1 rRNA gene is annotated in these 311 nt (G+C 60.8%); it reads right to left on the reverse strand.

Features of this window, described 5'->3' with window-relative positions:
• A 16S ribosomal RNA gene (locus tag ACJOT3_RS34770) occupies nucleotides 1–311 on the reverse strand; the annotation flags it as partial.

A 311-nucleotide genomic window follows, 5' to 3' on the forward strand; every position in this document is an offset into this window, starting at 1 on the left:
GTTAAGCCCCGGTCTTTCACAGCAGACGCGACACGCCGCCTACGAGCTCTTTACGCCCAATAATTCCGGACAACGCTCGGACCCTACGTATTACCGCGGCTGCTGGCACGTAGTTAGCCGGTCCTTATTCCCCACCTACCGTCAACCCCACGAAAACGTGGAGCCTGCGTGAGTGGTAAAAGAGGTTTACAACCCGAAGGCCGTCATCCCCCACGCGGCGTCGCTGCGTCAGGCTTTCGCCCATTGCGCAATATTCCCCACTGCTGCCTCCCGCAGGAGTCTGGGCCGTGTCTCAGTCCCAGTGTGGCCGG

The organism is Nocardiopsis protaetiae, from assembly GCF_045446735.1.
Lineage (GTDB): Bacteria > Actinomycetota > Actinomycetes > Streptosporangiales > Streptosporangiaceae > Nocardiopsis > Nocardiopsis protaetiae.